At 72.9% G+C, this 24,408-nt stretch carries 20 protein-coding genes, 2 tRNA genes and 1 rRNA gene; 17 read left to right on the top strand and 6 right to left on the bottom strand.

From position 1 onward, the window contains the following. Nucleotides 1-78 precede the first annotated feature (78 nt). From ABTW95_RS26470 to ABTW95_RS26500, 7 genes are all read left to right on the top strand, one after another. A complete protein-coding gene (locus ABTW95_RS26470) occupies nucleotides 79-3,507 on the top strand; it encodes an Rne/Rng family ribonuclease (protein WP_500227702.1) in 3,429 nt (1,142 codons plus the stop codon). 304 nt (nucleotides 3,508-3,811) lie between these two features. Then, nucleotides 3,812-4,126 (top strand): 50S ribosomal protein L21, encoded by a 315-nt coding sequence (gene rplU, locus ABTW95_RS26475; protein ID WP_396449601.1) that lies wholly within the window; start codon nucleotides 3,812-3,814, stop codon nucleotides 4,124-4,126. A gap of 14 nt (nucleotides 4,127-4,140) precedes the next feature. Next, nucleotides 4,141-4,398, top strand: coding sequence for a 50S ribosomal protein L27 (gene rpmA, locus ABTW95_RS26480; RefSeq protein WP_131986394.1), 258 nt, complete (start codon nucleotides 4,141-4,143; stop codon nucleotides 4,396-4,398). An 82-nt stretch (nucleotides 4,399-4,480) separates the two neighbouring features. Continuing rightward, nucleotides 4,481-5,875, top strand: coding sequence for a GTPase ObgE (gene obgE, locus ABTW95_RS26485; protein ID WP_500227703.1), 1,395 nt, complete (start codon nucleotides 4,481-4,483; stop codon nucleotides 5,873-5,875). A 46-nt stretch (nucleotides 5,876-5,921) separates the two neighbouring features. Next, a complete protein-coding gene (proB, locus tag ABTW95_RS26490; protein WP_500227704.1) occupies nucleotides 5,922-7,028 on the top strand; it encodes a glutamate 5-kinase in 1,107 nt (368 codons plus the stop codon). A gap of 50 nt (nucleotides 7,029-7,078) precedes the next feature. After that, nucleotides 7,079-8,338 (top strand): glutamate-5-semialdehyde dehydrogenase, encoded by a 1,260-nt coding sequence (locus ABTW95_RS26495; protein ID WP_500227705.1) that lies wholly within the window; start codon nucleotides 7,079-7,081, stop codon nucleotides 8,336-8,338. 74 nt (nucleotides 8,339-8,412) lie between these two features. Continuing rightward, the gene (locus ABTW95_RS26500) at nucleotides 8,413-10,164 is read left to right on the top strand and encodes a TIGR03767 family metallophosphoesterase (RefSeq protein ID WP_500227706.1); all 1,752 of its coding nucleotides are present in this window, start codon (nucleotides 8,413-8,415) and stop codon (nucleotides 10,162-10,164) included. 80 nt (nucleotides 10,165-10,244) lie between these two features. Here the strand turns inward: ABTW95_RS26500 and ABTW95_RS26505 are convergent, their stop codons facing one another. Beyond that, nucleotides 10,245-11,276, bottom strand: a complete 1,032-nt coding sequence (locus ABTW95_RS26505; RefSeq protein WP_500227707.1) for a M48 family metallopeptidase — start codon at nucleotides 11,274-11,276, stop codon at nucleotides 10,245-10,247. Nucleotides 11,277-11,366: 90 nt separating this feature from the next. On the opposite strand from ABTW95_RS26505, the gene ABTW95_RS26510 reads away from it, so the two are divergent. The 8 genes from ABTW95_RS26510 to ABTW95_RS26545 all read left to right on the top strand — a co-directional run bounded on the left by ABTW95_RS26510 (nucleotide 11,367) and on the right by ABTW95_RS26545 (nucleotide 16,045). Then, nucleotides 11,367-12,653 (top strand): phenylacetate--CoA ligase family protein, encoded by a 1,287-nt coding sequence (locus tag ABTW95_RS26510; protein ID WP_500227708.1) that lies wholly within the window; start codon nucleotides 11,367-11,369, stop codon nucleotides 12,651-12,653. A 52-nt stretch (nucleotides 12,654-12,705) separates the two neighbouring features. Further along, on the top strand, nucleotides 12,706-13,293 hold the full coding sequence (gene nadD / locus ABTW95_RS26515) for a nicotinate-nucleotide adenylyltransferase (RefSeq protein ID WP_396449608.1): 588 nt from the start codon (nucleotides 12,706-12,708) through the stop codon (nucleotides 13,291-13,293). A 159-nt stretch (nucleotides 13,294-13,452) separates the two neighbouring features. Beyond that, nucleotides 13,453-13,866, top strand: a complete 414-nt coding sequence (gene rsfS, locus ABTW95_RS26520; protein ID WP_396449609.1) for a ribosome silencing factor — start codon at nucleotides 13,453-13,455, stop codon at nucleotides 13,864-13,866. After that, a complete protein-coding gene (locus ABTW95_RS26525; RefSeq protein ID WP_396449610.1) occupies nucleotides 13,859-14,521 on the top strand; it encodes a histidine phosphatase family protein in 663 nt (220 codons plus the stop codon). The genes rsfS and ABTW95_RS26525 overlap by 8 nt, the downstream gene beginning before the upstream one ends. Before the next feature lie 78 nt (nucleotides 14,522-14,599). After that, nucleotides 14,600-14,672, top strand: a tRNA-Ala gene (locus tag ABTW95_RS26530). 468 nt (nucleotides 14,673-15,140) lie between these two features. Then, a complete protein-coding gene (locus ABTW95_RS26535; RefSeq protein WP_396449611.1) occupies nucleotides 15,141-15,371 on the top strand; it encodes a hypothetical protein in 231 nt (76 codons plus the stop codon). A gap of 101 nt (nucleotides 15,372-15,472) precedes the next feature. Further along, complete coding sequence (locus ABTW95_RS26540) at nucleotides 15,473-15,889, top strand: hypothetical protein (RefSeq protein WP_396449612.1); 417 nt, start codon at nucleotides 15,473-15,475, stop codon at nucleotides 15,887-15,889. A gap of 83 nt (nucleotides 15,890-15,972) precedes the next feature. Beyond that, nucleotides 15,973-16,045, top strand: a tRNA-Ala gene (locus ABTW95_RS26545). A 42-nt stretch (nucleotides 16,046-16,087) separates the two neighbouring features. On the opposite strand, the gene ABTW95_RS26550 is transcribed toward ABTW95_RS26545, so the two are convergent. From ABTW95_RS26550 to ABTW95_RS26560, 3 genes are all read right to left on the bottom strand, one after another. Continuing rightward, a complete protein-coding gene (locus ABTW95_RS26550) occupies nucleotides 16,088-17,197 on the bottom strand; it encodes a baeRF2 domain-containing protein (RefSeq protein WP_500227709.1) in 1,110 nt (369 codons plus the stop codon). A gap of 58 nt (nucleotides 17,198-17,255) precedes the next feature. Next, nucleotides 17,256-17,765: a DUF1360 domain-containing protein gene (locus tag ABTW95_RS26555; RefSeq protein WP_500227710.1), complete on the bottom strand. Its 510-nt coding sequence runs from the start codon at nucleotides 17,763-17,765 to the stop codon at nucleotides 17,256-17,258. A 150-nt stretch (nucleotides 17,766-17,915) separates the two neighbouring features. Continuing rightward, nucleotides 17,916-18,173: a DUF7218 family protein gene (locus tag ABTW95_RS26560; protein WP_396449615.1), complete on the bottom strand. Its 258-nt coding sequence runs from the start codon at nucleotides 18,171-18,173 to the stop codon at nucleotides 17,916-17,918. Nucleotides 18,174-18,239: 66 nt separating this feature from the next. Between ABTW95_RS26560 and ABTW95_RS26565 the strand changes: the two genes are divergently transcribed. Continuing rightward, entirely contained in the window at nucleotides 18,240-21,503 is a 3,264-nt protein-coding gene (locus tag ABTW95_RS26565) for an ATP-binding protein (RefSeq protein WP_500227711.1), read from the top strand. Nucleotides 21,504-21,686: 183 nt separating this feature from the next. On the opposite strand, the gene ABTW95_RS26570 is transcribed toward ABTW95_RS26565, so the two are convergent. Both ABTW95_RS26570 and ABTW95_RS26575 read right to left on the bottom strand, forming a co-directional pair. After that, the gene (locus ABTW95_RS26570) at nucleotides 21,687-22,508 is read right to left on the bottom strand and encodes an ABC transporter permease (protein WP_396449617.1); all 822 of its coding nucleotides are present in this window, start codon (nucleotides 22,506-22,508) and stop codon (nucleotides 21,687-21,689) included. Beyond that, a complete protein-coding gene (locus ABTW95_RS26575; RefSeq protein WP_500227712.1) occupies nucleotides 22,505-23,482 on the bottom strand; it encodes an ATP-binding cassette domain-containing protein in 978 nt (325 codons plus the stop codon). The genes ABTW95_RS26570 and ABTW95_RS26575 overlap by 4 nt, the downstream gene beginning before the upstream one ends. An 858-nt stretch (nucleotides 23,483-24,340) precedes the next feature. Between ABTW95_RS26575 and ABTW95_RS26580 the strand changes: the two genes are divergently transcribed. Further along, nucleotides 24,341-24,408 (top strand): 16S ribosomal RNA (locus ABTW95_RS26580); the annotation flags it as partial.

The raw sequence follows: 24,408 nt of genomic DNA on the forward strand, positions 1-24,408 counted from the left end.
TCGTGCGGCGCACCGCACCGATCCGCCCCCGGGCGGAGCGAGCGGACGCGCCCGGGAGCCTGACGGGAGATTGCCCGGATGCTTGAGAACGAAGCCGATTCGGCCACGGCCGAAGGTACGGATAACGAAACGATCGATAGCGAGACGACCGACACCGAGGAGACCCCGGCGACCGGGGTGACGTCGCGCCCGCGCCGGGCGAGCCGCCCCGCCGGCCCGCCGCCCGAGGTGGACGAGAGCCCGGCCGAACCTCCCGCGGCCGAGCCCCCCGCGGCCGACGAGCCCGCCGACGAGCCCCCCGCCGCAGAGGAGCCCGCCGCAGAGGAGCCCGCAGCCGAGGAGCCTGCGGCCGAGGAATCTGTGACCGAGGAGCCCGCCGCCCCGGAGGCCGAGGCGGAGGATGACACCGCCGCGGAACCGGTCGCCGAGGAGGCGGCCGCCGCCGAAGAGCCGCCCGGTGAAGAGGCCGCCGAGGAGCCCGCCGCGGCTGCGGACGAGCAGCCCGCCGACGAGCAACCCGCCGAAGAGACCGCCCGGGAGCAGGTCACCGAGGAGCAGGTCACCGAGGAGCAGGCCGCCGGGGAGCAGCCCGCCGAAAAGGCCGCCAGGGAACAGCCCGCTGACGAACAGCCCGCCGAGGAGCAGGCCGCCGAGGAGCAGGCCGCCGAGGAACAGCCCGCCGAGGAACAGGCCGCCGAGGAGCAGGCCGCCGAGCGGGAGGCCCCCGAGCCGCCGAAGCGGACCAGGACCCGCACCCGGACCCGGGGCGCGAAGGCCGCCGCCGAGACCCCCGAGCCCGCCCAGGCGACCGGCGCCGAGACCTCCCCCGGCACCGAGACCGAAACCGGGACCCGGCCCGACGAGCCCCCCGCCGCCGAGCAGCCGGCCGAGGATCAGCCCGCCGAGGAGCAGCCCGCCGCGAGGACCCCCCGCCGCACCCGGACCCGCCGCCGCGCCGCCGCCGAGCCCCCGGCCGTCCCGCCGGTGCCGGAGGTCCCCGCCGTCCCCGTCGCGGGCGCCGAGGCGTCCACCGAGCAGGTGTCGGAGACCGAGCCCGCCAGCGGCGTGGGCGTCCCCGGAGTCACGTTCCAGCCGCCCATGGTCGTCTTCCAGCCGCCGCAGCCGACGGCCGAGCCCCCCGCCCGCCAGAAGGCCGCCGAGCCCGAGCCCGAGACCGGCGAAGACGAGCACGACCACGGCCCGTCGGACGACGACGAGTCGGAGGACCGCCCGTCCCGCCGGCGGCGCCGCCGCGGCGGCCGGGGCCGCGGCCGCGGCAAGGAGGGCGCCGAGGACGAGGCGCACACCGACGAGGCCGAGGCCGAGGAGCCCAAGGACGAGCAGCCCAAGGGCGGCAAGGCGGCCAAGAGCGGCAAGAAGGACAAGGCCGCCAAGAAGGAGGCCAAGGCGGAGGAGGCCGAGGCAGAGGCCGCCGAGGGCGAGGACGACGGCGAGAGCGGCCAGACCGGCACGAGCCGCCGCCGGCGCCGCCGCAGGCGCCGCTCCGGGACCGACGGCGAGGGCGGGAACGGCACCGACGACCCGCCGAACACCGTGGTGCACGTCCGCACCGCCCGGGAGGCCCGCGCCGCCGCCGAGGACGAGGTCCAGTCCGTGCGCGGCTCGACCCGGCTGGAGGCCAAGAAGCAGCGCCGCCGCGAGGGCCGCGAGCAGGGCCGCCGCCGCCCGCCGGTGATCACCGAGGCGGAGTTCCTCGCCCGCCGCGAGGCCGTCGAGCGCGTCATGGTGGTGCGGCAGGAGGGCGAGCGCACCCAGATCGCCGTCCTGGAGGACGACGTCCTCGTCGAGCACTACGTCAACCGCGCCACGCACCAGTCGTACGTGGGCAACGTCTACCTGGGCAAGGTCCAGAACGTCCTGCCGTCGATGGAGGCGGCGTTCGTCGACATCGGCAAGGGCCGCAACGCCGTCCTGTACGCGGGCGAGGTCAACTGGGACGCCTCCGGCCTGGAGGGGCAGCCGCGCCGCATCGAGTCGGCGCTGAAGTCCGGCCAGTCGGTGCTCGTCCAGGTCACCAAGGACCCGCTCGGCCACAAGGGCGCCCGGCTCACCAGCCAGGTCTCGCTGCCCGGCCGCTACCTGGTGTACGTGCCGGACGGCTCGATGACCGGCATCAGCCGCAAGCTGCCCGACAAGGAGCGCAGCCGGCTCAAGTCGATCCTGAAGAAGGTCATGCCGGAGAACGCCGGCGTGATCGTCCGCACGGCGGCCGAGGGCGCGACGGAGGAGGAGCTCGCCCGCGACGTGTCGCGCCTCGCCGCCCAGTGGGAGAACATCCAGAAGAAGGTGAAGACGGCGTCGGCGCCGTCGCTGCTGTACGGCGAGCCGGACCTGACGATCCGGGTCGTCCGCGACATCTTCAACGAGGACTTCTCCAAGCTGGTCGTGTCCGGCGCCGAGGCGTGGGACACCGTCTCCGAGTACGTCCAGTACGTGGCCCCGCACCTCGCCGACCGCGTCGAGCGCTGGACGGGCGACCAGGACGTCCTGACCGCGTTCCGCATCGACGAGCAGATCGCCAAGGCGCTCGACCGCAAGGTGTGGCTGCCGTCCGGCGGCTCCCTGGTGATCGACAAGACCGAGGCCATGACGGTCATCGACGTCAACACCGGCAAGTTCACCGGGCAGGGCGGCAACCTGGAGGAGACCGTCACCCGCAACAACCTGGAGGCGGCCGAGGAGATCGTCCGCCAGCTCCGGCTCCGCGACATCGGCGGCATCGTCGTGATCGACTTCATCGACATGGTGCTGGAGAGCAACCGCGACCTGGTGCTGCGCCGCCTCGTCGAGTGCCTGTCGCGGGACCGTACCAAGCACCAGGTCGCCGAGGTCACCTCGCTCGGACTGGTCCAGATGACCCGCAAGCGGGTCGGCCAGGGCCTGCTGGAGGCGTTCTCGGAGACCTGCGAGTGCTGCAACGGCCGCGGCATCCACGTCCAGCTGACGCCGGTCGAGCCGAAGGCCGACAAGGCGGCCGGCAAGGAGAGCGGCCGCCGCCGCAAGCGCAAGGGCGACGTCGAGAAGGCCGTCGAGGAGAAGCTGGCCCAGCAGGAGGCCGCGCCGAAGGAGCCCGAGCCCGCCGCCGAGGCGCCGGCGCCCGCGGCGGAGCCGGAGCCGCAGCCCGAGCCGGCCCGCTCCCGCCCGAAGAAGTCGGGTCCGGCGAAGCGCCCGGCGGGCCCGCCCCCGGAGATCGACGAGTCCCCGGCGCAGGCCGCCGTGGAGGCCGCCGAAGCCGCCGCGGAGGCCGCCGGCACCTCCCCGGGCGCGCTGGACGACGCCGAGCCCGTCCCGCTGACCGCCAACGGTGCCGGACCGGACCTCAACGGCGCCGGTGCGCCCGCCGCCGCGGCCGCCGAGTCCAACGGCTCCGCACCGGCCGAGAGCGAGGCCGGCGAGGCCGGTGACGCCGGCACGACCGGCCGCCGCCGCACCCGCCGCCGCGCCACCGCCGCGCGGGCCGCCGACGGCGGCGACTCCGCCGGCTGACGAGGCTCGCTGACCGGGGCCCGATGCCCTGACCGGACGCGTTCGCGATCCGGTCAGGGCATCCGGTACCCTTGGACTTCGGCGCGCCGTGCGCGCGTCGCCGGAACTCGCACCGCGAGCCCCGTCCCGGGGGTCGTTCGGTGCTCACCTCACCGATCCGGTGAGGCCAAGCAGAGAGCGCCAGGGGCAGCCCTGGTGTGCCGCCCTCGGCCGGGTGCCGGGGGTAGGCCCCCATCCGGGGGCTGGTAAGCCACGCGTGGGACCGGTTGATTCCGGAAGCGCGCGCAGACGAAGGGTTTCCGCGGTGTACGCGATTGTCCGCGCAGGCGGCAGGCAGGAGAAGGTCGCCGTCGACGACGTCCTGACCGTCGACAGGCTGGCCGGTGAGGTCGGCTCGACCGTCACGTTCCCGGCGGTGCTCGTCGTGGACGGCGACAAGGTCGTCAGCAAGGCCGCCGACCTCGCGCGCTACGAGGTGACCGCCGAGATCCTCGGCGCGGTCAAGGGTCCGAAGATCAACATCATGCACTACCGGAACAAGACCGGGTACAAGCGGCGGATGGGCCACCGCCAGCCGTACACCGAGGTCAAGATCACCGGTATCAAGGCCGGGAAGTAAGGGAGAGCGGTCTCATGGCACACAAGAAGGGCGCATCGTCCAGCCGCAACGGTCGCGACTCCAACGCCAAGCGCCTCGGCGTGAAGCGCTTCGGCGGCCAGGTCGTCAACGCCGGCGAGATCATCGTCCGGCAGCGCGGCACCCACTTCCACCCCGGCCCGGGCGTCGGCCGCGGCGGCGACGACACGCTGTTCGCGCTGGTCGCCGGTGCGGTGCAGTTCCGCCGCTACCGCGGCCGCAACGCGGTGAGCGTGGTCCCGCCGGCGGAATAGTCCGCCGGGGGAAGAGGCTTTGACGAAGGGGCGGACCGTTTCGGGTCCGTCCCTTCGCCGTTTTCGCAGAGGAGAGTTCACCGTGGCCGCTGGAGCGGGATCGGGCGCGCAGTTCGTCGACCGGGTGGTGCTGCACGTCGCGGCCGGCAACGGCGGGAACGGCTGCGCCTCGATCCACCGGGAGAAGTTCAAGCCGCTCGGCGGCCCGGACGGCGCGAACGGCGGGCGCGGCGGCGACGTCGTCCTCGTCGTGGACTCCAACTGCGCGAGCCTGCTGGAGTACCACCGGCGCCCGCACCGCAAGGCGGGCAACGGCCGGCCGGGGCAGGGCGGCATGCGGACCGGCGCGGACGGCGCCGACGTGGTCCTGCCCGTCCCGGACGGCACCGTCGTGAAGGAGGGCGACCGGGTCCTGGCCGACCTGGTCGGCGAGGGCACCCGGTACGTGGTCGCGAAGGGCGGCAACGGCGGGCTCGGCAACACGGCGCTGGCGACCGCGAAGCGCAAGGCGCCCGGGTTCGCGCTGCTCGGCGAGCCGGGCGAGGAGCGGGACGTCGTGCTGGAGCTGAAGAGCGTCGCCGACGTCGCGCTCGTCGGGTTCCCCAGCGCGGGGAAGTCGTCGCTGATCGCCGCGCTGTCCGCGGCGAAGCCGAAGATCGCCGACTACCCGTTCACCACGCTGATCCCGAACCTCGGCGTGGTGAGCGCGGGCGACACGGCGTTCACGGTCGCGGACGTGCCGGGCCTCATCGAGGGCGCCAGCGAGGGCCGCGGCCTCGGCCTCGACTTCCTCCGCCACATCGAGCGCTCGTCCACCCTCGCGCACGTCCTGGACTGCGCGACGATGGAGCCGGGCCGCGACCCGGTCAGCGACTTCGAGGTCATCGAGCGGGAGCTGCGGGCGTACGACCGGGTGCTGGGCGACCGCCCGCTGTCGGACCGCCCCCGCGTCATCGTGCTGAACAAGATCGACGTGCCGGACGGCCGGGACCTGGCCGAGATGGTGCGCCCCGAGTTCGAGGCGCGCGGCCTGAAGGTGTTCGAGGTGTCGGCGGCGACCCACGAGGGCCTGCGGGAGCTGTCGTTCGCGATGGCGGCGATGGTGGAGGAGTACCGCGCGTCGCTGCCGCCGGCGGAGCCGACCCGCATCGTGATCCGGCCCGAGCCGGTCGGCGGGGACGCCGACTTCGAGGTGCGGAACCTCGGCGACAACACCTACCTGATCACCGGGACCAAGCCCGTCCGGTGGCTGCGGCAGACCGACTTCGCCAACGAGGAGGCCGTCGGGTACCTCGCCGACCGGCTCGCCCGGCTCGGCGTGGAGGACGCGCTCGCCGAGGCGGGCGCCAGCGCCGGCGCCACCGTCCTGATCGGCACCATGGACGACTCGGTCGTGTTCGACTGGGAGCCGGAGGTCCCGGCCGGCGAGGCCGCCGCGGGCCCGCGCGGCACCGACCGCCGCCTGGGCGGCCGGTGATGGGCGGATCGGACCGGGGAGACGCCTCCCCGCAGGGAGCAGGTTCATGAGCGAGCGCGAGGAGATCGCCAAGGCCCGCCGCATCGTCGTCAAGGCGGGGTCGTCGTCGCTGACCACGGCGCGGGGGACGATCGACGCGAACCGCATCGACGCGCTGGTGGACGTCCTCGCCGCGCGCCGCGCCGACGGCACCGAGATCGTGTTCGTGTCGTCCGGCGCGATCGCCGCCGGGCTCGGGCCGCTGGGGCTGACCCGCCGCCCGCGCGACCTCGCGACCCAGCAGGCGGCGGCGAGCGTCGGGCAGGGCCTGCTGTTCGCCCGCTACACCTCGTCCTTCGCCCGGTACGGGATGACGGTCGGGCAGGTGCTGCTCACCGCCGACGACATGATGCGCCGCTCGCACCACCGCAACGCGCAGCGGACGCTCGGGCAGCTCCTCGCGATGGGGATCCTGCCGATCGTGAACGAGAACGACACCGTCGCCACCGACGAGATCCGGTTCGGCGACAACGACCGGCTCGCCGCGCTCGTCGCCCACCTGACCCGCGCGGACGCGCTCGTCCTGCTGTCGGACGTCGACGCCCTCTACACAGGCGACCCGCGGCGGCCCGGCGCCCGCCGCGTCGACGACGTACGCGGCCCGGACGACCTGAAGGACGTCGAGCTCGGCGGGTCGGGGCGCGTCGGGACGGGCGGCATGGTCACCAAGGTGGAGGCGGCCCGGATCGCGGGCATCCCGGTGGTGCTGACGAACGCCGCGTCCGCCGCGCACGCGCTCGCCGGCGACCGGGTCGGCACGCTGTTCCACCCGGCCGAGGGGCGCCGCATGTCGACGCGGAACCTGTGGCTCGCTCACGCCACCACCGGCCAGGGCCGCGTCACGCTGGATGCGGGCGCCGTCGAGGCCGTGGTCCGGCGTCGCAAGTCGCTGCTCCCGGCCGGCGTGACGGGCGTGGACGGCGACTTCGCCGCGGGCGACCCGGTCGACCTGTGCGACACCGCCGGGCACGTCGTCGCGCGCGGCCTGGTGAACTACGACGCGTCCGAGATCCCGGAGCTGATGGGGCGCTCGACGCGCTGGCTGGCCCGCGAGCTGGGCGCCGAGTACGAACGCGAGATAATTCACCGCGACCATCTGGTGATACTGGACTGACCGGGGGTCCGGGGCCGTCCCCGGTACGACTCGAACGAGGGAGCGTTGGGATGAGCGACGAGCGCGAGGAGTTCCTGCGGGTTGCGCGGCGCGCGCGGGAGGCGGCGGCCGGGCTGGCGCCGCTGCCGCGCGCGGCGAAGGACGCGGCGCTGCACCGCGTCGCGGACGCGCTGGTCGCCGCCGCCCCGGAGATCGTCAAGGCGAACGGGGTGGACGTCGCGCGGGCGCGCGACAACGGCACCTCCGAGTACATGATCGACCGGCTGACCCTGTCGGAGGCGCGGATCGCCGCGATCGCCGACGCCGTCCGCAAGGTCGCCGCCCTGCCGGACCCGGTGGGGGAGACGGTGCGCGGGAGCGTGCTGCCGAACGGCCTGGAGCTGCGGCAGGTGCGGGTGCCGCTCGGCGTCGTCGGGATGATCTACGAGGGCCGCCCGAACGTGACCGTGGACGCCGCGGCGCTGTGCCTGAAGAGCGGGAACGCGGCGATGCTGCGCGGCTCGTCGTCCGCGCACGACTCGAACACGGTGCTGGTCGAGGTCATGCAGAGCGCCCTGGCCGGCACCGAGGTCCCGGCGGACGCGGTCCAGCTCGTCCCGGGCACGTCCCGCGAGTCGGTGAAGCACCTGATGCGGGCGCGCGGCCTGGTGGACGTGCTGATCCCGCGCGGCGGCGCGTCGCTGATCAACTCGGTGGTGGAGGAGTCGACCGTCCCGGTGATCGAGACGGGCGTCGGCAACTGCGCGGTGTACGTGGACTCCGCCGCCGACGTCGGCATGGCCGTCGACATCCTGCTGAACGCCAAGACGCAGCGCCCCTCGGTGTGCAACGCGGCGGAGACGTTCCTGGTGCACGCCGACATCGCCGACGCGTTCGTCCCGCGCGCGCTGGAGGCGCTCAAGAACGCCGGGGTCACCGTCCACGGCGACGAACGCATCCGCTCCTACAGCGCCGACGTCGTCGAGGCCACCGACGACGACTGGTACGCCGAGTACCTCTCGCTCGACATCGCCGGCCGCGTGGTCGACTCCCTGGAGGACGCCGTCGCGCACATCCGCACCTACGGGTCGGGCCACACCGAGGCGATCGTCACGACGTCCCAGCCGGCCGCGAAGCGTTTCGTGTCGCTCGTCGACTCGGCCGCGGTGATGGTGAACGCCTCGACCCGCTTCACCGACGGCGAGGAGTTCGGGTTCGGCGCGGAGATCGGCATCTCGACGCAGAAGCTGCACGCGCGCGGCCCGATGGGGCTGCCGGAGCTGACCTCGACGAAGTACGTCGTGACCGGTGAAGGCCACACCCGCGGCTGATCCCCGGGCATTGCCCCAAGTTGTGACATTTTTGCCATTGATGTCACGTTGCCGGTGTGGTCTGATTCACGATTGTGACTCGTGAGTACAGCCGCCGCCGTGTCCTGAAGGGCGCCGCCCTCGGCGCCGGGATCGCCACCACCGGGCTGGCCGCGTTCCCCGCGCGTCCCGCCGCCGCCGCGCCCGCGCTCGCCGGCCCCGTCGCCGGCACCACCCTCGACCGGACGTACGTGCTCGGCGCGGCGGGCGCCGGCGGCTACCGCCCGGTGATCACCGGGCCGGGGGAGCCGCACCTGCTGCGCCGCGACCTCGGCGGCACCGCCGCCGCGCGCCGCGCCGCCACCCGCCGCGGCATCCTCGCGTTCGGCCACCTCACCGACGTGCACATCATCGACGCGCAGTCCCCGGCCCGCGTCGAGTTCATCGACCGCGTCCGCGACCTGATCAGCGGGTTCCCCGAGGGCGGGTACCGGCCGCAGGAGATCCTGTCGACGCAGGTCGCCGAGGCGATGGTGCAGGCGGTGAACCAGGTCGGCCGCGGGCCCGCGACCGGGCTCGGGCTGGCGTTCACGATCAACACCGGCGACGCCTCCGACAACGTCCAGTACAACGAGATCCGCTGGATCATCGACCTGCTGGACGGCGGCCGCGTCCGCCCCGACTCCGGCGACCCGAACAGGTACGAGGGCGTCATGGACTGGGCGTCCTACGACCGCGCGTACTGGCACCCGGACGGCCCGCCGCCCGGCGCGCAGGCCGACGTCGCGATCACCAAGTACGGGTTTCCGCGCGTCACGGGCCTGATCGACGCGGCGCGCCGGCCGTTCCAGGCGACCGGCCTGGACATGCCGTGGCTCGCCGCGTTCGGCAACCACGACGGCCTCATCCAGGGCAACCTGCCGGTGAACCCGCTCGTGTCCGGCCTCGCCACCGGCGGCATCAAGATCGGCGCCCCGGCGGACGACGGCCAGGCCGAGCGCCTCGCCCGCATGATCCAGAAGGCGGACGCCGCCGAACTCGTCCGGCTCAGCCGCGAGCAGGGCGGCGCGGGCGGGCTGTTCCGCCCCGTGACGCCCGACTGGAACCGGCGGATGCTGTCGCGCGCCGAGGTCGTCGCCGAGCACTTCAAGACCAGCTCGTCCCTGCGCGGCCACGGCTTCACCGCCGCGAACCTCCGCGACGGGACCGCCTACTACGCGTTCGACCAGGGCGTGGTGCGCGGCCTCGTCCTCGACACCGTCAACCCGAACGGCTACGCCGAGGGCTCCCTCGACAAGAAGCAGTTCGCGTGGCTGGAGTCGCAGCTGAAGGCCGGTTCCAGCCGCTACTTCGCCGCGGACGGGTCGGTCGTGAGGCAGGCGGTGAAGGACCGGCTGTTCGTCCTGTTCAGCCACCACCCGGTCGGCTCGCTGGACAACCCGCTGGGCGGCGACCGCGTCCTCGGCGACGAGGTCCTGGCGCTGCTGCTGCGCTACCCGAACGTCGTCCTGTGGGTGAACGGCCACACGCACCGCAACCAGGTCATCCCGCACGCCCGCAAGACGGGCGGGGGGTTCTGGGAGGTCAACACGGCCGCGCACATCGACTTCCCGCAGCAGAGCCGCATCGTGGAGCTGGCCGACAACCGCGACGGCACCCTGTCGATCTTCGCGACGATCCTGGACTCGGCGGGGCCCGCGTCCTACGGCGGCCGGCTCACCGACCCCGTCCGGCTCGCGTCCCTGTCGCGGGAACTGGCGGGCAACGACTGGCAGGACCGCGACTCCGGCCGGCGCGGCGAGGTCTCCGACCGCAACGTCGAGCTCCTCGTCCCGGCGCCGTTCTAGGGGTGCCGCCGGGCGCGGGAGAAGGACCGGCGGGCGGGAGGAGGGCCGCCGCGTCCGTGTCGCGGCGGCCCCGGCCCTCGCTACCGGCCGGTCGGCCCGTTGTCGCGGCGGGTGATCCGGTCGAACAGCCCGCCGGCCGCGCCCGCCGCCGCGTCCGCCATGTCGCGGACCTTCCCCACGAACGGGTCGGCCGTGCGCTCCCACGACTCCCGGTAGGCGCGCGCCGCGTCCTTGATCTCGTCCCGGACGGACGCGCTGCCGTCGTTCTCGCGGCGCGGGTAGTCCCCGCCGAGGATCCGCTCGTACTCGCCGCTGCGCGCCCACCGGTCGATCTCCGCGAACCGGATCACCGCGTACGGGTGCGACTGGCCGAGCAGGTTCAGGAACTTCAGGATCCCGTCCCGCACGTCGCCGGCCGCGTCGTACTCGCGCGCCTGCTCCAGGAACGCCTCGGCGCTCATCTCGCCGAGCCGGACCCCTCCGGCGAGCTTCATGTTGACCCGCTTCGCCGCGTCCACGTCCTGCCCGGCGAGCAGCCCCGCCCGGTCGGACGACAGCTCGGCCTTGCGGAACCACTCCCGCAGCCCGATGATGATCGCCGCGATGCCGACGTTGCCGAGCGGCAGCCACGCGAGCCGCGACCCGAGCTGCAGCAGGATCTGCATCATCGTCTGGTAGACGGCGTGGCCGGACAGGATGTGCCCCACCTCGTGCCCGATGACGAACCGCAGCTCCTCGTCGTCGAGCAGGTCGATCAGGCCGGTGTTCAGCACGATGAACGGGTGGTCGGAGCCGAGCGCCATCGCGTTGGGCGTCGGGTCCTGCCGGACGAACAGCTCCGGGACCTCCGGCATGTCCAGGATGTAGCAGGCGTCCCGGACCATGTCGTGGATGTGGCGGAACTGGTCCTCCCCGGCGCGGACCGTCCCGCCGAGGAACATCAGCCGCAGCGACCGCTCGTTGACCAGCCCCGACAGCTTGCGCAGGACGACGTCGAACCCGGAGAGCGAGCGCAGCGCCACGAGCGCCGATCGGTCCGCCGGGTGTTCGTAGGCCCGGGAACTGATCCCCGGGAACCGCGTACGTGCTCGATCCGGTGTGTTCTCCGTCATGTCTGGCATGGTAGTCCCGACGATCCAGCGTGCCGCAGGGTTCCACGCCGCGGGACCCGAGCGGTTATGGCCCTCCCCGGGAGGCGAGTTATGTTCGACCCCAAAGCCGAGGCGATGTCCCTGGACGAACGAGCCGCGCTGCAGCGGCACCGGCTGTGGGGGCTGGTCGACCGGCTCCTCGCCGCGGGCGGCGTCCAGGGGAGGCGGCTGAAGGAGGCCGGTGTCGGCGGCGGGGCGGACGTCACGCTCGCCGACCTCCCGAACCTCCCGTTCACCACCAAGCAGGACCTCTGGGACAACTACCCGTTCGGGATGCTCGCCGTCCCGCAGGACCAGGTCGCCGCCGTGCACGGCTCCAGCGGGACCCGCGGGCGCCCCACCCTCGTCGCCTACACCAAGGCCGACCTCGACCTGTGGGCCGCGATGTGCGCGCGCTCCCTCTCCTGCGCCGGGGCGTCGCCCGGCAGCGTCGTCCACAACGCCTACGGCTACGGGCTGTTCACCGGCGGCATCGGCATCCACCAGGGCGCCGTCGCGTTCGGCGCGACCGTCGTGCCGATGTCCGGCGGCATGACCGACCGGCAGGTGCGGATGCTCGCCGACCTGCGCGCCGACATCCTCACCTGCACCCCCGCCTACGCGCTGCGCCTCGGCGAGGCCGTCGCCGAGGCGGGCGTCGAGCTGCCCGCGCTGAAGGCCGGGCTGTTCGGAGCCGAACCCTGGTCGGAGGAACTGCGCACCGCCATCGAAGCCGTCCTCCCCCTCAAGGCCATGGACATCTACGGCCTCTCCGAGGTCATCGGCCCCGGCGTCGCCACCGAATGCCTCGAACAGGACGGCCTGCACGTCAACGAGGACCACTTCATCGTCGAGGCCGTCGACCCCGAGACCGGCGACCCCGTCGAGGACGGCACGCCCGGCGAGCTCGTCTTCACCACGCCGACCAAGCAGGCGCTGCCGCTGCTGCGGTACCGGACCGGCGACATCGCGTCGCTCACCCGCGGCGAATGCGCCTGCGGGCGGACGCTCGTCCGGATGAGCAAGGTCCTCGGCCGCGCCGACGACATGCTCGTCGTCCGCGGCGTCAACGTGTACCCGAGCGAAGTCGAACGCGTCCTGCTCGGCTCCGGGCTCGTCCGGCCGCACTACCAGCTCGTCGTCGACCGGCGCACCCCCACCACCCGGCTCCTCGTCGCCTGCGAGGCCCTCTCCGGCGACCCCAAGGACGACCTCGCCCACGCGCTGTACGAGACCCTGGGCCTCACCGCCGACGTGCACGTCCTGCCCGCCGGCACCGTGCCGAGAGTCGAGGTCGGCAAAGCCGTCCGCGTCGTGACCTGGGACGACGGCCGCCCCCCGATCCCCGGGCTCGGCTGACCCCGGGGCCCGGGCGTTCCGGGCCCCGGCCCCGCTGGCTATTCTCGTCGCCATGACGCAAAAGCGGCGGCTCGGGGTCATGGGCGGCACCTTCGACCCCATCCACCACGGGCACCTCGTGGCCGCGAGCGAAGTCGCGCACTTCTACTCCCTCGACGAGGTCGTCTTCGTGCCCACCGGCCTGTCCTCCCACAAGGAGGGCCGCGACGTCACCGCCGCCGAAGACCGCTACCTCATGGCCGTCATCGCCACCGCGTCCAACCCCCGCTTCTCCGTCAGCCGCATCGACATCGACCGGCCCGGACCCACCTACACCGTCGACACCCTCCGCGACATGCGCCGGATCGAAGGCCCCGACACCGAGCTGTTCTTCATCACCGGCGCCGACGCGCTGGAGAAGATGCTCACCTGGCACGACACCGACGAACTGTTCGAACTCGCGCACTTCGTCGGCGTCACCCGCCCCGGCCACCGCCTCGCCGACCCCGGCCTGCCCAACGGGCGCGTCTCCCTCATGGAGGTCCCCGCCCTCGCGATCTCCTCCACCGAATGCCGCGAACGGGTCCACGCCGGCGAACCCATCTGGTACCTCGTCCCCGACGGCATCGTCCAGTACATCAACAAGCGCAACCTTTACTGACCGCGCCGTTCGCGGGGCGTGTCGGTGGCGGCGCATACCCTTGAGGGGGAAGGGCCGCATGAGCATCGCGGCCGTACAGCGACAAGGGGGCCAGTCCGCCGCCGCCCGTGAGAGGGTGTCAACGGAGACGACCCCTACAGGGAGGATCGCGAGCGCATCGTGACCGCATCCGAGAGGGCGGCAGAGCTCGTCCGGATCGCCGCCGAGGCGGCGGGCGACAAGCTGGCCGACGACATCCTTGCCTACGACGTGAGCGAGCAGCTCGTCATCACCGACGCCTTCGTGCTCTGCTCCGCCCCCAGCGACCGGCAGGTCCGCGCCATCGTGGACGAAGTGGAGAAGCGCCTGCGCGAAGAGGCGGACGCCAAACCCGTCCGGCGCGAAGGCGAACGCGAAGGGCGGTGGGTCCTGCTGGACTACGCCGACATCATCGTGCACATCCAGCACGAAGAAGACCGCATGTACTACGCCCTCGAACGCCTCTGGAAAGACTGCCCCCTCCTCGACCTGCCCGAGAGCGTCACCGCCCACCAGGCCCAGCGCGCCCGCGCCGTCGGGAGCCCGAGTGAGTGACGCCCGCCCCGCCCGCGAACCCGGCCGGCGGCGGCTCGTCCTCTGGCGGCACGGCCAGACCGCGTGGAACGTCGAACGCCGCTTCCAGGGCAAGACCGACATCCCGCTCGACGAGACCGGCGTCCAGCAGGCCCGGCGCTCCGCCCGGCTCCTCGCCGGGCTCCGCCCCACCGCCCTGCTCGCCTCCCCGCTCAAACGCGCCGCCGACACCGCCCAGGCCCTCGCCGACATCACCGGACTCCCCATCCGCTACGACAAGGACCTCATCGAACGCGACGGCGGCGCCTGGGAGGGCCTCACCTCCCGCGAGATCCGCGAACGCTACCCCGCCGAGCACGCCGCCTGGGAACCCCCCGGCGGCGAGACCAGCGCCCAAGTCGCCAAACGCGTCGGCGCCGCCCTCGAACGCGCCCTCGACCAGCTGCCCCCCGACGGGCAGCTCGTCGTCGCCTCCCACGGCGCCGCGCTCCGCCTCGGCATGTGCCACCTCCTCGGCCTCCCCGAAGAGACCTGGGAACGCCTCGGCGGCCTCTCCAACTGCTGCTGGTCCGTTATCACCGAAATGCGCGACGGCGGCTGGCGGCTCGCCGAACACAACGCCGGCACCCTCCCCGAACCCGTCCTCAGCGACGACCGCCCCGAAGCGGGCACCTGACCCGCAAACGATTCGAGACCACGCCCCGCCGTCCTATACACTGGCGGGGCGCTGCGGGATGAACGTCCACGCGGCGGCGGGGCTATGGCGCAGTTGGTAGCGCGCCTCCATGGCATGGAGGAGGTCTGGGGTTCGAATCCCCATAGCTCCACTCGGAGTGTGGGAGTGGTGTGGTCGGAGCTGGCGCTCCTTCCCCGCCACTCCTTCGTCGTGTTCATCCGGGGGGCGACCCCCGGGCCCCCGATGTGGGGGCTCCGCCCCCCACGCCCCCCTGCCGGTTTCTCTTTCTTCGTCGGTGCTCGTTGGTGCGGGGTGCGGTCTTTTGGGGCTCCGCCCCTTGCCCCCTTTGGGGGCTTCGCCCCCTTGTTGGTTTCTCTTTGTTCGTTGGTTCTCGTTGGTGCGGGGTGCGGTCTTTTGGGGGCTTCGCCCCCTTGCCCCCTTTGGGGCTTCGCCCCTTGCCCCCGTGGGCTGGGGGATGCTTCTTGTGTGGGGGTTTGGGGGGTGGTGTCTGGGTGTGTCTTATTGGCTGGGGCGCCCTTGGCCTGTGGTTGGGATCTTCTGGCGAATTGGGGCCGCGGAGGGGCTTGAGCTTGGGCTTCACAGTGGTTTCATGCGGGGTATGGGAAGACATCGCAGGGGGGCGACTCGCGAGGTCACCGTCGGGGACCTCATCGACGAACTGCGCCGGTTCGAGCCCGGGACGCAGGTGCGGCTGGCCATTCAGCCGCGGTTGCCGCAGGAGCACGCCGTCGGGGCCGTCGCGGAGGCCGACGGCATGGTGTGGATCGGGGACGGCGGGCATCGCGGGTACGCGCCCGACGAAGTCGCCGAACAGCTCGGGTGGAGCTGACCGCAAAGGCTTCGCCAACCTTCCACCCGGCGCTTTTCGCGGTGTCGATCATGCGGGAACAGCCAAGACGTGGCGATGCATGATCGAGAGGGTTGACCTCAATGAGAAGCCGGATCACCGGGCCGCTGCTCGTCGCGGCCGCCGTCACGGCGATGGCCGCGCCCGCGTCCGCCGACGAGGCGCCGCCGCCCGCGCCCCAGACCTACGAGGAGGCGCCCGCGCCCGTCCCGCAGAGCTACACCGTGGACGACTGCAGCAAGGCCCTGGGCTTCCTGTCGTCGCTGCTGAGCGGCCTGCCGGCCGGTGAGGATCTCACCAAGGCCGTGTGCTCCATGAAGGAGCAGCAGAAGCCCGAGGACGCGCAGACCGGGCCCGTGGAGAGCACCTACACCGATCCCCAAGGGCGCACCGTCAAGGACAACAGGCTCCTGGGCCTTCCGGTGGAATGGCCCAAAAGCCTCACCATCAAGGTCCCGACCTTCAACGACGGCACGTACACGTACACGTCCCGTCGCTGACGCCGGCGGGCCGCGGAGGGACATCCCTCCGCGGCCCCGCGTGCTGAGCGCTCCCAAAGTGCACTAAGCTCTTCCTCGACCGAGGGGCTATGGCGCAGTTGGTAGCGCGCCTCCATGGCATGGAGGAGGTCTGGGGTTCGAATCCCCATAGCTCCACAGCGGAGTGGCGCGTCGGCTGAGCCGATCGCCGCTCTTTTTCTATTGCGCGGGGACCGTGCTGAAGCGGAGGACGGCTCCCACGGGGGTGCTCGCCCCGTCGTCCGACGGCAGGACCACCAGCTCGCTGTCCGTCGCGACGGCGGCCCTCACGAGAGCGGCGTCCGCCCGTTCCTGCTCGGGATCGGTGACGCCGAACTCCTCGCGGAGCTCCTCCGCGGTCGCGGCGACCTGCACGGGCTCCGGGCCGATCCACAGGCGGGCGTCAGAGCCCAGCTCGTCCGGGAGGAGCAGCGTCTCCACCTGGCCGTGGCGCAGAGCCGTCGAGGTCTCCGGCAGGCCCGCCACCGCGCGGTCCCCGTTCGCGAGCTCCCGGTCGAAACGCTCCGCGACCGTCATGACGCGCTCGTACGTCTTCAGCCTCAGGAGGCGGCGCAGCTCCGCGTCCAGGTCCGGGTCGTCGATGTCGGTGTTCTTGTCGGCCTCGACGGTGTGCTCCAGGACGTTCTCCGAGATCTCCTCCAGGACGGCGTTCCGGACGCGCGTGTCGCCGGCGATCACGATGGCCTCCGCGCCGCAGCGGTCGGCGGCGCGGTCGATCTCGTGCGCCACCTTCTTCGCGTTGATCTTCCAGGTGTTCTCCGCCGCGCGCTGGAACCGCGACTGGTTCCAGTCGCCGGCCTTCGTCTTGCGGATGGGGTACTCCTCGTCCCCCTCCACGTCGATGTGCCAGTGCTCGTCCTTCGCCGTCACGCAGTCGATCGCGCCGCCGCGGCGGTCGACGACGGCCGTCAGGTGGGGGATCTTCTCACCTCGCTCGGCCAGGTACGGCAGGACGTCCGGGAGCGGGCCGAACGTGGCGCGCGGGTTCTGCGGCGGGCGGGGCAGCCGCTCGCGGTACAGCACCTCGCCGTCCGCGGCGAAGACCACGATGCCCTCCGAGCGGCGCTCCGCGATCTCCTCGTCGATGACCCGGTCCAGCGCGCGCAGGGTGTCCTCCGGGGCGTTCTGGTCCTCCAGGTCCGCGCGCAGCGCCCGCCACCGCAGCTCCACGGCCTTGGCCGCGTCCTCGGTGGTCCGGGTCAGGTCGGCGTACACCGACGCGTACGGGCCCGGACGTTGATACAGCGTCTTGAGGAATGCCAGCTCCATAGGGTGGCCGTACCCCTCCTAGCTGGGACAAACGTAAAGAAGGCGGGCGTTGGGGCGCTCAGCCCTCGGCTGACTGCTGGAGGCGCGCGTAGGCGAGTTGCAGCCAGTCCGAGCCGGCGACCGCCGTCATCGTGGCGCCGGCCAGGCGGGTCGCCTGCGGGGCGAACACCAAGCCCGCCGCGTACGCCGTCGCGACCCACTGCGCGGTGCAGAACGGGCACGTGACCAGTTCGCCGACGGCGTGCCGGACGCCCCTCCCGCGCGCCTCCTCGGCGAGTTCCGCGGGACCGGACGTCCCGGAGTACCGGGTGAACGGGGCGCGCAGCGGGCTCGTCACCGGGTCCTTGGCGATCAGCCGGGCCAGCTTGTGCGTCGTGACCGTCATCAGCGCCAGGTCGGCGAAGCCGACCGCCGGCGGCCGGTCGCGCAGCCTGCGGCCGAGCAGCGCCAGCGCCCCGGCCGTGACCGCGTACACGCCGAGGGTGGCGAGGTAGGAGCCGAGCGGGCGGTCCTCGCCGTCCGCGTACCCCTCCTTCTGCCGGCGTGCCGTGTCGACCACCGTGTTCATGATCCGTTCTCCGTTCGTGGTGGGACGATCGGGCAGAACTCGTTGCCCTACGGGGCGGCGAGCACCGTGGTCGGCCACCCGTCGGCCACGAACGGGCCGCGGGCGACCTCCGCGGCCGCCCAGAAGCCGGCCGGCGCGCCGGGGTTCCGTCTAGTGGTCGCGCAGCGCCTTGACCAGCTCCGACTTGGTCATCGAGGAGCGGCCCTCGATGCCGATCTCGCGGGCGCGCTTCAGCAGCTCGTCCTTCGTCCAGTCGTCGTAGGAGGGGTTCTTGCCGCCCTTGCGGCCGACGTTCCCCTTGCCGCGGTTCGCGGACGCGTTCGCGATGCGCGCGGCCTTCTCCTTGCTCTCGCCCTTGTCGCGGAGCTTCTGGTAAGTCTTCTCATCCTTGATCTGTGCTCTAGGCATATCGGACACGTACCCGACCCACGTGGTCCACACATGGGAGAGAATCGACTCCGGGGAAGGGGAGTCGTGCGCATTGGCATCCTGGGCCCGCTCGAAGTGCGGGACGAGGCCGGGCGGCCCGTCGAGGTCGGCGGCCGGCGGCTGCGCGCCCTGCTCGTCCGGCTCGCGGCCGAGGCGGGGCGGCCCGTGTCGGCCGAGCGGCTGCTGGACGACCTGTGGGAGGGGGCGCCGCCCGCGGGAGGCGGCAACGCGCTGCAGGCGCTCGTATCCCGGCTGCGCGGCGTCGCCGGGCGGGACGTCGTCGGGCACGGGCCGGGCGGGTACCGGCTCGGCATCGACCCGGCCGAGGTCGACGCGGTCGCGTTCGAGCGGGGCGTGGCGGCGGCCCGCGCCGAGGACGACCCGGCGCGGCGCGCCGACGGGCTGCGGGCGGCGCTGGAGCTCTGGCGCGGCCCCGCGCTCGCCGACGTCGCCGACGCCGACTTCGCGTACGGGATCGCCGCCCGGCTGGAGGAGCTGCGGCTCGCCGCCGTCGAGGACCGCGTCGACGCGGAGATCGCCCTCGGGCGGCCCGTCCCGCCGGTCGCCGAGCTGGAGCCGCTCGCCGCCGCGCACCCGCTGCGCGAACGGCTGCGCGGGCACCTCATGCGGGCGCTGTGCGCGGCGGGGCGGCAGGCCGAGGCGCTGGAGGTGTACGAGGAGACGCGGCGCGCCCTGTCCGACCGGCTCGGCGTCGACCCGTCCCCGGAGCTGGCCGCCGTCCACCTGTCCATCCTGCGGGGGGAGAGCCCCGCACCTGCTCCCGCGCCTGCTCCCGCACCTGCTCCCGCGCCGGCGCCCGCCCCGGCCGCGGCCGCGGAGGCGCCGCCCGTGCCGCGCACCAACCTGCCCGCGCAGCTCACCAGCTTCGTCGGCCGGGAGGAGGAGTCGCGGCGGGTCGGCAAGCTGCTCCGCGAGACCCGGCTCGTCACCCTCACCGGGCCCGGCGGCGCCGGGAAGACGCGGCTGGCCGGGGAGAGCGCCGCCGCGCTCGTCGAGGAGATGCCGGACGGCGTCTGGTTCGTCCCGCTCGCCCCGGTCACCGAACCGGGCGACGCCGTGCAGGCCGTGCTGTCCGCGCTGGGCGTCCCCGAGACCGTCCGGCCGGGCGAGACGCGCGTGGGCGTGCGGCCAATGGAACGGCTGATCGACTTCCTCGCCGCCAAGCGCATGATCGTCGTCCTGGACAACTGCGAGCACCTCATCGACGCCGTCGCGCGGCTCGTCGACCACGTCCTCGCGCAGGCGCCCGGCGTCCGGATCCTCGCGACGAGCCGCGAGCCGCTCGGCATCACCGGCGAGTCGCTGTGCCCCGTCCCGTCGCTGCCGCTGCCGGACGAGGACGTCGCCGACCCGGCCGACGCCCTCGGCTACGCGTCGGTGCGGCTGTTCGCCGACCGGGCGGCCGCCGTCCGCCCCGGCTTCGCCGTGGACGCCGGCACCGTCGCCGACGTCGTCGCGATCTGCCGGGCGCTCGACGGCATCCCGCTCGCCATCGAACTGGCCGCCGCCCGGCTGCGCTCCCTCACCCCCGGCCAGGTCGCGGCGCGGCTCGGCGACCGGTTCCGGCTGCTGACCGGCGGCAGCCGCACCGCGCTGCCCCGGCACCGCACGCTGCGCGCCGTCGTCGACTGGAGCTGGGACCTGCTGGACGACGTGGAGCGCACCGTGCTGCGCCGGCTGTCGGTGTTCGCGGGCGGCGCCACGCCCGAGGCCGCCGTCCACGTGTGCGGGCTCGACGGGGACGAGTCCCACGACGTCATCGACGTGATCGCCGCGCTGATCGACAAGTCGCTGGTGATGGTCGACGGTGACGCCGACGTCCGCTACCGGCTGCTGGAGACCGTCCGCGTGTACGCGGCGGAGCGGCTCGCCCAGGCCGGCGAGGAGCGGCGCGTCCGCGACGCTCACGCCGCCTACCTCGTCGGGCTCGCCGAGCGCGCCGAACCGGAGCTGCGCCGCCGCGACCAGCTGCGCTGGGTCGAACGTGTCGCCGCCGAGCGCGACAACATCACGGTCGCGTTCCGGCACCTGACCGAGACCGGCGACGTCCGGATGGGGCTGCGGCTCATCGCGGCGCTGGTGTGGTACTACACGCTGCGCGACCTGGAGGTCGAGGGGGGCGGCTGGGCGGTCGCCATCCGCGAGATGGCCGGCGGCGCCCCGCCCGCCGGCCTGGAGGAGGAGTACGCCCTCTGCACCATCTCGGCCGGCCTCGTCAGCGAGATGAAGAGGGAGTCCGGGCCGACGCCCGAGTCGCTGCGGGCGATGATGGACGACATCCTCGCCGTCGTGCCCGAGTCGCCGATGCACCCCGTCCTCGCCCTGGCCCGCCCGGCGTCCGCCATCTTCACCGGGGACATCCACGAGGTGCGGGAGCGGCTGAGCGGCATCAGGGAGCACCCCGACCCGTGGGTCCGGGCCGTCGCCCGCGTCCTCCAGGCGCACATGGGGATCAACGTCGGGGACATCGACGAGGCCGCGACGGAGGCCGCCGACGGCTACGCCCGGTTCCGGGAGCTCGGCGACCGCTTCGGGATGATCGTCGCCCTGAGCGGGATGATGCAGGTCGCGCTGGCGCGCGGAGAGCTCGCCGACGCCGTCCGGTTCGGCGAGGAGGCGTACGGCTACGCCACGACCGGGGTCAGCCACGAGCAGGGCGCGGCGATCCTCACCCAGCTCGGCCTCGCGCGGGCCCGGCTCGGCGATGTCGCCCGCGCCCGCGAGGACCTCGAACGCGCCATGGCGCAGACGGAACGGATCGGCGAGTTCGCCGACGCCGCGGCCGCCTCCCTCTTGCTGTGCGAGCTGTCGCTCCAGGAGGGCGACCGGGAGACCGCACGCGGCCACGCGGACCGCGCCTACAAGTGGATCGAGCACCGCGAGCACCGGCCCGACGTCGTCCAGTCCGCCCGCCGCACCTACAGCCGCCTCGGCTGCCTCGCCGAAGAGGACGGCGACCTGGAGGCGGCGCGGCGCTGGCACCTCGCGGCGTTCCGCAACCTGGGGGGCGACGCGCTCATGGGCAACCCGACCGTGGCGACCCTCATCGAGGGCCTCGCCGCCTACGCCGCCGCGCGCGGCGACCACGTCCGCGCCGCCGAACTGCTCGGCACCGCCCACAACCTGCACGGCTACCCGGACTCGGCGTCCTACGACGTGACCCGGACGCTGTCCACCGCGAAACGGGCACTGGGCGGCGACGCGTTCACCGCCGCCTACGAGCGCGGCCGCTCGGTCACGCGCGAGGAGATCTTCGAGCTGGGCGTCGACCTGGTCACCTCCATCTGACCTCCGCCCGCGGCGGCGGCCGTCCGATCGCGGAAGGCGCCCGCGCCGCCCGAGGAGCGCGACCGGCTTCCGAAAGCAGCGGACGCGGCCGGGCCCGGGCGGGGTACGGCGGGTCCGCGGCGGGGGGGAGGGGCCGGGGGGTGCCCGGGCGGGTCACCGGCGGGAACGCTGCGCGGGATCGTCTCAGGTGCGGCGGGAGTACATGCGCATCGCCAGGGGGAACGTGACCGCGATGATGCCCGCGGCCCAGGCGAACGTGTACCAGACGTGGTCGCCGACCGGGCCGCCGACCGTCAGCGCCCGCACCGCCTCCGCCAGGTGCGTGACCGGGTTGACCTTCGTCCACGCCTCCAGCCAGCCCGGCATCGTGGACGTGTCCGGGACGAGGATGCTGCTGCCGAACGTCAGCGGCATCACCCACAGGAACGCGAGCCCCTGCACCGTCTCCGGCGACGGCGCGAGCAGCCCCACCAGGACGGAGACCCACGACATCGCGAGGTAGAACACGTACGCCACCCCGAACGCCGCCAGCACCGACAGCGGATCGGTGTGGAACCGGAAGCCGAGGATCGAACCGAACCCGACGAGCATCGTCATCACGGTGATGAACCGGACCGTGTCCCCGAGGACCGTCCCGATGAGCGGCGCCGAACGCGCGATCGGCAGGCTGCGGAACCGGTCGAACACGCCCCGGTGGATGTCCTCGTTCAGCGCCGTCCCGAGCCCCATCGTCGCGAACATCGCCATCTGCGCGACGAGCCCCGGAAGCAGCTTCTGCAGGTAGGAGTGCGTGTCGCCGGCGACCGCGCCGCCGAACACGTACAGGAACAGGATCAGGAACACGATCGGCATCAGCGTCGTGTCCAGCAGCTTCTCCGGCGAGTGCTTCAGCTGGGCGACATTGCGCCACGCCAGCGTCAGGCCGTGCCGGAGCGTGCGGCGCGGGCTGATCCGCGCGGGCGGCTCGGCCGCCGCCGGGCGGACGTCGACGGTCATCGTGGTCATGCCATGCTCCCCTCGGGGACGAGTTCGGACTGTGCTTCTTCGGCGAGGTGGCCCGTCAGCGTGAGGAACACCTCGTCCAGGCTCGGCAGCCGCAGCGCCAGCTCCGCCGCCGTGATGGACGCGTCGTCCAGCCGCCGGACCAGCGCCGACAGGAGCTTCGGGTCGTTCACCGCGGCCGTGACGACCCCGGTCGCGTCCTGCACCTCCGGCCGCTCGCCGGTGAGTTCGGCGACGATCGCGGTGAGCTGGGCGGTGCGGTGCGGCTCCGTCGCGCGCACCACCAGGGTCTGCTGCCCGATCTGCCCCTTCAGGTCGTCGGACGTGCCCTCGGCGATGACGCGGCCGTGGTCGAACACCGCGATCCGGTCGGCGAGCGCGTCGGCCTCCTCCAGGTACTGCGTCGTCAGCAGCACCGTGGCGCCGTCGGCGACGACCTCCCGGACCGTGTCCCACACCTCGTTGCGGGCCCGCGGGTCCAGCCCGGTCGTCGGCTCGTCCAGGTAGATGACCTCCGGCCGATTGATCAGGCTCGCCGCCAGGTCCAGCCGCCGGCGCATGCCGCCCGAGTACGTCTTGACGGCGCGGGACGCGGCGTCGGTGAGGCGGAACCGGTCGAGCAGCTGCCGGGCCCTGGCCTTCGCCTCCCTGCGGCTGAAGTCCAGCAGGCGGGCGATCATCACGAGGTTCTCGGTGCCGGTGAGCTCCTCGTCCACCGACGCGTACTGCCCCGTCAACCCGATCTTCGCCCGGACGCGCGCCGAGTCCTTGACCACGTCGTAGCCGGCCACCTCGGCCCGGCCCGCGTCCGGCTTGAGCAGCGTCGCCAGCACCCGCACCGCGGTCGTCTTGCCGGCCCCGTTCGGACCCAGCACCCCGAGCACCGTGCCGCGCCGCGCTGTGATGTCCACGCCGTCCAAGGCCCTGGTCTCACCGAAACTTTTCCGCAGCCCCTCCGCGCGGATCACTTCGTCCATCGATCTCGCCTTTCGCATCTGCGTCATCTGTGACGGTCACCACCGTGCGGGAAGGCGCTGACATGCCGCGTACATCGGCGTCCGGACGCTGACAGACCGCTGACGCCGCACTGATGCCGACCCGGAAAGGCGGTCCTGACCTGCGGCTTCGACGTTCGGGGTGGAATTTTGGGCGGCGGCTTGCCTTTGCCGTCGGTGTTGGACGAAGCGGACACCCGGGGGCGGCCGGCGGTCTCCGCGCCCGGATGCGCGGGCAGCGCTGATTTGACGGGCCCTCCGGGGCTGCCTAATCTCTGTCGTGCCCCAAGGGGATGCGGGACGCCGAACGAGGCGGCCGGCCCCGGGGGAAGCCGACAGAGGAAAACGGTTCGCAGCTTGCTTCGAGCCGGGGTACTCTGGATAGGCAAGCCCAGACGGGATGCAGGACGCCGCGAGGTGGCCGGCCCGCAGGGCATCTCCTACGGATCGATCATCGCCAGGTTCAGTGCCTGGGGGCGAGTCGTCGCCGCGGGGGGACTGGAACGCTTCCGACCGTCGAAACGATCTTCATTGATCGGCTTGACAGCGGGTGTGGGCCAGGTAAGTTAGAAGGGTTGCCCCGGAGCCGGGGCCTGCGGGAGCGGGGTTCGGCGCGGTGGGTATCCGTTTCTTGAGAACTCAACAGCGTGTTAAAAGCCAGTGCCTTATCGGCTCGACTCTGTTTCAGGGTCGGGTCGCCCCGTGGCCGTCGGCCTTGTCGGGTCGATGGTGGGGATTTCTTTGAGGCAATGCGCAGCCTCCTATGGGGGTTGTGCTTTTGCTGGGATTTTCTTCGAGGTTTGGCCGGCCGGAGTTCGCCCTCTGGTTGGTCGTTGGACCTTAATGGAGAGTTTGATCCTGGCTCAGGACGAACGCTGGCGGCGTGCTTAACACATGCAAGTCGAGCG

It is taken from the genome of Spirillospora sp. NPDC127506, from assembly GCF_040302145.1.
Classification (GTDB): Bacteria; Actinomycetota; Actinomycetes; order Streptosporangiales; family Streptosporangiaceae; genus Spirillospora.

What these genes read in the sequence shown, in the direction of transcription:
- ABTW95_RS26560 (WP_396449615.1), bottom strand. Translation starts at nt 18,173, where the DNA reads ATGCCTAGAGCACAGATCAAGGATGAGAAGACTTACCAGAAGCTCCGC.
- ABTW95_RS26570 (WP_396449617.1), bottom strand. Translation starts at nt 22,508, where the DNA reads ATGACCACGATGACCGTCGACGTCCGCCCGGCGGCGGCCGAGCCGCCC.
- ABTW95_RS26540 (WP_396449612.1), top strand. Translation starts at nt 15,473, where the DNA reads ATGAGAAGCCGGATCACCGGGCCGCTGCTCGTCGCGGCCGCCGTCACG.
- ABTW95_RS26535 (WP_396449611.1), top strand. Translation starts at nt 15,141, where the DNA reads ATGGGAAGACATCGCAGGGGGGCGACTCGCGAGGTCACCGTCGGGGAC.
- ABTW95_RS26505 (WP_500227707.1), bottom strand. Translation starts at nt 11,276, where the DNA reads ATGACGGAGAACACACCGGATCGAGCACGTACGCGGTTCCCGGGGATC.
- ABTW95_RS26495 (WP_500227705.1), top strand. Translation starts at nt 7,079, where the DNA reads ATGAGCGACGAGCGCGAGGAGTTCCTGCGGGTTGCGCGGCGCGCGCGG.
- rpmA (WP_131986394.1), top strand. Translation starts at nt 4,141, where the DNA reads ATGGCACACAAGAAGGGCGCATCGTCCAGCCGCAACGGTCGCGACTCC.
- ABTW95_RS26470 (WP_500227702.1), top strand. Translation starts at nt 79, where the DNA reads ATGCTTGAGAACGAAGCCGATTCGGCCACGGCCGAAGGTACGGATAAC.
- ABTW95_RS26555 (WP_500227710.1), bottom strand. Translation starts at nt 17,765, where the DNA reads ATGAACACGGTGGTCGACACGGCACGCCGGCAGAAGGAGGGGTACGCG.
- nadD (WP_396449608.1), top strand. Translation starts at nt 12,706, where the DNA reads ATGACGCAAAAGCGGCGGCTCGGGGTCATGGGCGGCACCTTCGACCCC.
- proB (WP_500227704.1), top strand. Translation starts at nt 5,922, where the DNA reads ATGAGCGAGCGCGAGGAGATCGCCAAGGCCCGCCGCATCGTCGTCAAG.
- ABTW95_RS26550 (WP_500227709.1), bottom strand. Translation starts at nt 17,197, where the DNA reads ATGGAGCTGGCATTCCTCAAGACGCTGTATCAACGTCCGGGCCCGTAC.
- ABTW95_RS26575 (WP_500227712.1), bottom strand. Translation starts at nt 23,482, where the DNA reads ATGGACGAAGTGATCCGCGCGGAGGGGCTGCGGAAAAGTTTCGGTGAG.
- ABTW95_RS26510 (WP_500227708.1), top strand. Translation starts at nt 11,367, where the DNA reads ATGTTCGACCCCAAAGCCGAGGCGATGTCCCTGGACGAACGAGCCGCG.